Source organism: Streptomyces typhae, assembly GCF_009755605.1.
Lineage (GTDB): Bacteria > Actinomycetota > Actinomycetes > Streptomycetales > Streptomycetaceae > Streptomyces > Streptomyces typhae.
Genome location: NZ_WPNZ01000059.1, coordinates 1 through 1,007, shown reverse-complemented (window position 1 = coordinate 1,007; position 1,007 = coordinate 1). Strand labels below are relative to the sequence as shown.

Here is a 1,007-nt window from a genome sequence, read left to right as displayed (position 1 = left end):
CGCGCCGGTGTCGGTGCAGTCGATGACGACGACGCGTACGTCGGACATCGGGGCGACGTTGCAGCAGATCGCGGAGTTGACGGCGTCGGGTTGTCAGATCGTGCGGGTGGCGTGTCCGACGCAGGACGACGCGGACGCGTTGGCGACGATCGCGCGGAAGTCGCAGATTCCAGTGATCGCGGATATTCACTTCCAGCCGAAGTATGTGTTCGCGGCGATCGAGGCGGGGTGTGCGGCGGTCCGGGTGAATCCGGGGAACATCAAGCAGTTCGACGACAAGGTCAGGGAGATCGCGCGGGCGGCGAAGGATCACGGGACGCCGATCCGGATCGGGGTGAACGCGGGGTCGCTGGACGCGCGGCTGCTGCAGAAGTACGGGAAGGCGACGCCGGAGGCGCTGGTGGAGTCCGCGCTGTGGGAGGCCTCGCTGTTCGAGGAGCACGGTTTCCGGGACATCAAGATCTCGGTGAAGCACAACGATCCGGTGGTGATGGTGAATGCCTACCGTCAGCTGGCGGCGCAGTGCGACTATCCGCTGCATCTGGGGGTGACGGAGGCGGGTCCTGCGTTCCAGGGGACGATCAAGTCGGCGGTGGCGTTCGGTGCGCTGCTGAGCGAGGGCATCGGTGACACGATCCGGGTGTCGCTGTCGGCGCCGCCGGCGGAGGAGGTCAAGGTCGGTATCCAGATCCTGGAGTCGCTGAATCTGCGTCAGCGGCGTCTGGAGATCGTGTCGTGTCCTTCGTGCGGGCGTGCGCAGGTGGATGTGTACAAGCTGGCGGACGAGGTGACGGCGGGGCTTGAGGGTATGGAGGTGCCGCTGCGCGTGGCGGTGATGGGCTGTGTGGTGAATGGTCCGGGTGAGGCGCGCGAGGCGGATCTGGGTGTGGCGTCGGGCAACGGCAAGGGGCAGATCTTCGTGAAGGGCGAGGTCATCAAGACCGTGCCGGAGTCGAAGATCGTGGAGACCCTGATCGACGAGGCCATGAAGATCGCCGAGCAGATGG

General features: G+C 65.9%; 1 protein-coding gene. It reads left to right on the top strand.

Features of this window, described 5'->3' with window-relative positions; all coding sequences use genetic code 11:
* On the top strand, nucleotides 1-1,007 hold a 1,007-nt coding region (gene ispG, locus GPA10_RS41515; protein ID WP_157169911.1), incomplete at both ends, for a flavodoxin-dependent (E)-4-hydroxy-3-methylbut-2-enyl-diphosphate synthase.